At 49.1% G+C, this 6737-nt stretch carries 6 protein-coding genes; 1 reads left to right on the forward strand and 5 read right to left on the reverse strand.

What is annotated here, in order from left to right; all coding sequences use genetic code 11:
* The 5 genes from KOO62_12515 to KOO62_12535 form a co-directional block, all read right to left on the reverse strand.
* Nucleotides 1-218: hypothetical protein (locus KOO62_12515; GenBank protein MBU8934805.1), on the reverse strand; the 218-nt coding region annotated here is incomplete at its 3' end.
* 14 nt (nucleotides 219-232) lie between these two features.
* Nucleotides 233-2113 (reverse strand): hypothetical protein, encoded by a 1881-nt coding sequence (locus tag KOO62_12520; protein MBU8934806.1) that lies wholly within the window; start codon nucleotides 2111-2113, stop codon nucleotides 233-235.
* A gap of 14 nt (nucleotides 2114-2127) precedes the next feature.
* Nucleotides 2128-3591: a glycogen synthase GlgA gene (gene glgA / locus KOO62_12525; GenBank protein ID MBU8934807.1), complete on the reverse strand. Its 1464-nt coding sequence runs from the start codon at nucleotides 3589-3591 to the stop codon at nucleotides 2128-2130.
* Nucleotide 3592: 1 nt separating this feature from the next.
* Nucleotides 3593-4639: a galactose-1-phosphate uridylyltransferase gene (gene galT / locus KOO62_12530; protein MBU8934808.1), complete on the reverse strand. Its 1047-nt coding sequence runs from the start codon at nucleotides 4637-4639 to the stop codon at nucleotides 3593-3595.
* Between the two features lie 78 nt (nucleotides 4640-4717).
* Entirely contained in the window at nucleotides 4718-6001 is a 1284-nt protein-coding gene (locus tag KOO62_12535; GenBank protein ID MBU8934809.1) for a hypothetical protein, read from the reverse strand.
* Nucleotides 6002-6434: 433 nt separating this feature from the next.
* Here KOO62_12535 and KOO62_12540 point away from each other — a divergent pair, with 433 nt between their 5' ends.
* Nucleotides 6435-6647, forward strand: coding sequence for a hypothetical protein (locus tag KOO62_12540; GenBank protein ID MBU8934810.1), 213 nt, complete (start codon nucleotides 6435-6437; stop codon nucleotides 6645-6647).
* Nucleotides 6648-6737 lie beyond the last annotated feature (90 nt).

A 6737-nucleotide genomic window follows, 5' to 3' on the forward strand; every position in this document is an offset into this window, starting at 1 on the left:
GCGCCACACTGTATCATCAGTATGACCCAGCCGAAATTAGTGAAACCCTCAACCCGCTCGCCAATATTGTAAACCAGACCATCCCCGTTGAGGAAATTGGCGACATAACGGTACGAGATGTAGGCATCATCCTGAATGAAGTTCAGTTGCTGAGTCAGCAGGGCGTATGCCGCTAGTGCCGGCAACAGGGGCCAGTATTTTTTAAGTATTTCGGTCACAGTCATACTCCTGGTCACCATCCCATCTGGCGGTTACGCTCCACCTGTGCATTTATCCGTTGTTGGGTAGCAGTCAATACTTCGGGAGCATATCTTCTCAGCCAATGCCGGTGAATCTCAGCCGTAGCAGAATCACCGTCTATCGAAGTATATACATACAACTCCCTATGCGCCTCGAACACATTTGAATCGGCTGCTAACACATCCCTAAGTATCCGTCGAGTTATCTCATGGCGATTCATTCGTCGATACGCTAATGCTTTGCTGTAGGCAAAGTACGGAAAAGTTGTCTGGTTGAAAATGATTTCAGCACTGTCCAGAAGAGAGATCACTCGCTGTAGCTGATTATTATCTCCCTCCTCCTGTGCCTCCTTGAACAGGCGTACATAATCAACCGGAGCCACCGGGATATACTCGCCTTCGAAATCGTACCATCGCTTATAGGCCGTAAGAGTAACCCCCGACTGATCGGGGGTAGTAAGTCTCGCTGGCCAACCCACGGAACGATATGAATTGAGGAACTCCGGATAAAGAAAGAGAGCCTGCTCGGCCGGCGCAGACGGTTTCATATTGGTTGAGAACAGGATGTAGTCAGGTTTTTGACGCAGCAGATAGTCACTGTTGTAATTTCGTTCCTTCCAGGTACTCTCCAGTCCGATGATTGGTGACTGAGGGTGTCTTGCGATAGTCGTGTCGGTCAAACCCAGCATGTCGATCAAACGATGATTCCGTAGCTCGTAGCCCAAAAGTCCTATTGTAGTGGAAGCAATTGTAAACGGAGTTTCATCAGATGCTTTCAGGCGAGTGGCTATGAAGTGCATGTTCGCCGCCAGCGCTTTTTCCAGACGGTTAAAGGTTTCCACTTCGTCGCGCGGCAAGTACAGGGTCAGGAGCAAAGTCAGGATACCTACTCCAACCATCAGACCCGTCCGCCACTGAGGTACAACACGCGAACCAAGTTCACGAATAGCACCTACGGCGATGACAGCATATAGCCCCATCAGCGGCAGAAAGAAACGATGTACCTTAAGAACATCACCACCAACCAACGCAATGTATATTGAGAACAACAGAGTGAACAGAACCAGGCTTCGCCAGGCATTCGACAAACGCTGGAAACGAGCCAGCATCACCACCAGCGGCACCCCAACGAAACCATAATGCCATAAGAACTGTCCGACATACTCAAGGCCGCTGCTTAGTTGCTCCAGGCTGAAACCGGTTTTGGCGTAGAATGAATTGGGGAGGATCGAACCATAATAAAATAACTTGAAACCGATGAACGGCAACGACAGCACAAACGCCGCCAGGCCACACTTCAGAGAAAAGTTCGGCAGGCTCCGCCTGTCAATCGCCTCGACAACCAGAAGTAACAACGCCACCAATCCACCTTCCGGTCGAATCCAAACAGATATGAATAAAGCCCAGATTAACCAATAACTTCGCCTCAAATAACAGTACAGCGAAAGCATGGCAAAGAAACCAAAAGCGGCTGTCTCCAACCCGGCAGGTGCCCAGTAAGCCAACGACATATTGGCGCCGACAAGAAGCGTGGCAATCACCGCAGTAAGTTGCTCTTCGAATAAGAATCTGGCCATCAGGTAGGTCAGGACTATGATCCCCGCCCCGAAAAGAAAACCCGCTACCTGAGACCAGAAAATGAAATCAAGTCCCAGCGAACCAAATTGAATGAGCAATACAACCCAGCCGAAGTTAGTGAATCCCTCGACCCGTTCACCAATATTGTAAACGAGACCGTCACCACCCAGAAAATTGGCCACATAACGAAACGATATATACGCATCATCCTGAATGAAGTTCAGATAGTACGCCAGAACAGCATAACTCAGCAGTGCGGGTACAACGTAAAGTGTAGTTCTGACAAGGCTCAGCAACGAGGAACCTCAGTTCAGGTTTTGATGAGTTGCTGGAATATTCCGAGGTAGGTTTTGGCCGAACGATTCCAGGAGAAATCCTGACGCATGCCGGCCTTCATCACCTTTGTCCATGCTCGCTTCCGACCAAAGAGATTCACCGCTCGCTCAACCGCCTCCAGCATAGATTCCGAGGTAGCTTCTTCAAATACAAATCCGTTGCCCTTGGCAGTGGCGGGATCATAGTCAACAATGGTGTCGGCCAATCCACCTACTTTGCGGACAATCGGTACCGTTCCATACTTTAGCGAATACAACTGGTTAAGTCCGCACGGTTCGAAACGTGAGGGCATCAGGAAAATATCTGACGCCGCCTCAATCCGATGCGCCAGGATATCGTCAAACTTGAGCCAGCAACGGAATTTGTCGGGATGTTCCATCTGGAGTTGATTGAGAAGTTCATGATATTCAGGCTGGCCTGTACCCACAACTGCCATCTGGACATTCATTTCCATCAGATGATCAGCGGCAGCAGCAATCAGGTCCCATCCCTTCTGATCTTCGAGACGAGAGATGATGCCAATTAGCGGCACTTTGTCTCGAATAGGCAGACCTGCATCACCGAGGAATTCTACCTTGTTGGTCCGTTTCCCGGAGAGATTGTTGATATGATAACGTGCGTATGTCTTGCTATCAATCGATGGAGACCAAATTGAATAGTCGACACCATTGAGAATCCCAGTCAGGTTTTTCCGACGCTCTGTTAGAACACCGTCAAGTCCGCATCCGAATTCAGGTGTCTGTATCTCCTCAGCGTACTGACGCGAAACAGTTGTGATGTGGTCGGCGTAGATCAGACCGGCTTTAAGGAAATTTACATCGCCGTAAAACTCAAGAGCTCCAGTTGCAGGTAGTAATAACTCATCATTCAGGTCGAGCAGGCTGAAGCGAACAGCATCAAACTTCCCCTGATAGGCCAGATTGTGAACCGTCAGGACGGTGTGTATGCCACCAAAGAACGGATCATCGGCATAGGAGGTTTTCAGAAACACCGGGAGCAACGCCGTCTGCCAATCGTGAGCGTGGACAATATCCGGACGAAAATCCAAATCCTGCAAAACGGCCAAGACTGCCCTGGAAAAGAAAATAAATCGTTCATCGTTGTCGGTAAAATCCTTACCAGTATCACTATCTGTGTAGATACCATCGCGTGAAAAGAAATGTCTGTTGCCGATCAGGTAGATCGAAACACCCTTCCTGGCGAAATTGATCACTCTCAACGAGACGGGATAATTCTTACCGCCGATTGATACCTGCACTTGACACTGGACGGATTTAGCCCGCAGAGTACCTAGATCCAAATCGTCGTAGTGGGGAATAAATACCCTGACTTCATGGCCCTGGGAAGCCATAGCTTTAGGTAACGCCCCCACAACATCCCCTAATCCCCCGGTCTTGACGAATGGAGCCATCTCTGAAGCGGCAATACAAATCTTCATCTTAGTGATTCTCTTCCTCGACTGAGATCTTCGTTGGCTTGGATGCCGCATCAATATCAACGTTGCGTAGATAAGCGGCAGCTTCTTCGGGACTTGTAGGATTGATATAGAAACCGGAGCCCCACTCAAAACCGGCAACCTTGGTCAGCTTGGGCATGATCTCAAAATGCCAGTGGTAGAACTCGTGATATTCCTTCGATACCGGTCGTGTGTGAAGGATATAGTTAAACGGGGCATCATTAAGCGCAATCTTCAGTCGCTGGAGAATATCCTTGAGCGTCCGCGCCAGAATGGTGAAATCAGATTCGCTCATCTCCAGATAACTCGATTGGTGGGTCTTAGGTAGAATCCAGGTTTCAAACGGAAACCGCGAGGCAAACGGCTCGACAGCGATGAACGAATCATAATCTTTAACGATACGTTCCTTGTCCAGCAATTCTTGCCGGATTATGTCACAAAAGACACAACGTTCCTTGAACTCGAAATATTTGCGACTGCCCTCAATTTCTTCCAACACTTTCTTGGGAATGATCGGCGTGGCTATGAGCTGACTGTGAGCGTGCTCCAGCGAAGCCCCAGCCGCCGCTCCGTGATTCTTGAAAACCAAAATATATTTCAGACGGCGATCGCGGGCCAGATCCGCCATTCTTTCCCGGTAGGCCCACAGGACATCACGAATGGCATTCTCATCCATCTCGGCCATATCACAACTATGTTCTGGGGTTTCGATAATCACCTCGTGCGCTCCCACTCCCTGCATCATATCATAGAGTCCGTGCGGTTCCCGAGTCAGATTCCCCTCCACCTGTAGAGCAGGGTACTTATTGGGGAAAACGCGCAACGACCAACCGGGTCGGTTGGGCTCGGTTCCTGACTGACGATAGGCTAAAATCTCAGGTGGAGTGCTCTCTTCATGGCCAGGGCAGAAAGGGCACAGCTGTGCCGGGCCGGGTTCAGACACCGACTCAAATGAACTGGGTCTGCGTCGCCGATTCGTGGAAATAATCACCCAACGGCCAGTGACGGGATCCTTCCTCAGTTGCGGCATGTTCCTCCTATCCTTAGGTCACGTAACCATGACCTGATGCCAGCCCGGAACGACTTAATTGAGATGAATCGTAGTATATCATTCATGTCCAAACTCCAGAACACCTTCCCGATTGTCCTTGCCGGCAGCGAGGGCTTCCAATAGTTCTACTTCGCTGACCGATAACTCCCGACCGCGCCGAACAACAACCGCTCTGGCTGTCTCTATTGCCTTATCAACACGGTAATCACTGTATCCATCGCTCCCTCCCCACTTGAAGGAAGGTACTTCCTTGTCGGTAATGAGCGTACCACCAAAGATATTACAACAGACACCTATATTGATTCCAGTATTGAGCAGGGTACCAATACCAAACTTGGTGTGGTCGCCGATCAACGATCCCAGTTTCAGCAAACCAGTATCGATCAGTTCATTGTTCAAGGAAACGCGGATACTTGAATAGTTGTTTTTCAGGTCAGAGTTAGTAGTCATAGCGCCAAAATTGACCCACGGGGCGACATAGCTGTGACCAATAAAACCGGCGTGATATTTGTTCACACTGGCTTGGAAAACCGACTCTTCAACCTCTCCCCCCACTCGACAACCGGGACCTATAGATGACCCGGTGACTTTGCCGGCCAGTATCAAACATTCCTCACCAATATAGCTGGGACCGTAGACAGCGGCGTGGGACTCTATTCGCGTGTTAGCACCTATGTAAACCGGACCTTGAGAAGCATCAACAATCGCTCCCGGACAGATTTCTACTCCTGCAGCGAGGAATACATTTTGCTCATTCACCAACGAAGCATGTTCGTGAACTTTGGTCATATCGGAATCGCCGAAAGAGGCCCGCAGATAACCGAAGTCGGTTGTAATCGAGTTCTCGATATCAGCGATCATATCCCAGGCGTGCCGATACAAAGTAGAGGTCGTCTTCACCGTCTCAATTGCATTTGCATTTTCTTTCGCGAGTTCATCAAACTGGGCTGGAGTCTTTGATACACAGAGGGAACGCGACAAGTCAGGTTTGTATAATATCGCGACAACTTCGTTGTCCGAAGTAACAAACCTCGTAAAGACATCCACCTGCCCCACCTGCTCGACCAGATCGCCCAGCTCACGAATACGACCGTTTACAAACAGCAGTTCGCCCGCTGATGCATCAATTGTGTTTACGGGAATATCGGGGCAGGTCTCTCTGACCAACGGCGCTACCTGAGATCGACATGCAAAGGCCACGTCCATATCGGGGAAGTTCCTCGCCACCTGCTTGAACAATTCTTGCATACCGGTGCGAAGCAAATATACCGGTCTCACATATGTCAGCGGATAGAAGCTCTGGTAATACTTATCTTCGTAGAAGCAGATCGTTTTCGCCATCCCGGATCCTAAGACATCTGGTGCTGGTCAACTATTTATTCTATCGGCCTACACGGCCAGCTCTGTAAACACCACAATAAACGACGAGACAGCACAGCAAGGCAAGTAATTTCTTAAGTTGTGTAGGGTTATATAGTTACGAGCACAATAACAACACTCTTGAGTTTCGCGATTCAAATGTACAGAGCATCGTGCTCATTTCGGGAACATAAGTGGTGTTTGCGACGTTCTTTTTCGTAGACATTCTGCGAATCATTTTGCATCTATGTCGATCAAAGGAGAAACAAATGCTTGGAAAGGTAGTACTACTATGATGATTGTTTCTGATGCAGCGGGATTGGAACTGAAAAAGGTTCTTGATTCTGACAACGGCAAGGGGAAAGAGTTGATAATCATGTTCCAGGGGGTTGGCTGAAGCGGACCCAATCTGGGCATGGCTCTGGACGAGTCAACGGAGAATCTGGAGAAGTTGGAATCCAACGGCGTCTGCGCCTATGTTGATCCCAATCTGATCAAGTTCCTGGGAAACTACGGCGAGATAAATATCGACTATGTTACCCCCGAATCAGGACCGTCAGGATTCACAATCAAGGTCGGTAATCCCGACAGTTGTGACCCGAACGCATGCGGTTCCTGCGGTCAATAGAATTCGCTGACGAACAAGGTTTTCGTGCGGTCTGATTACAGGCAGCCTTTTTTTAATGCTGGTGAGACTATATTACTGAATCGATTTTTT

The organism is Candidatus Zixiibacteriota bacterium (genome assembly GCA_019038695.1).
GTDB lineage: Bacteria > Zixibacteria > MSB-5A5 > GN15 > FEB-12 > B120-G9.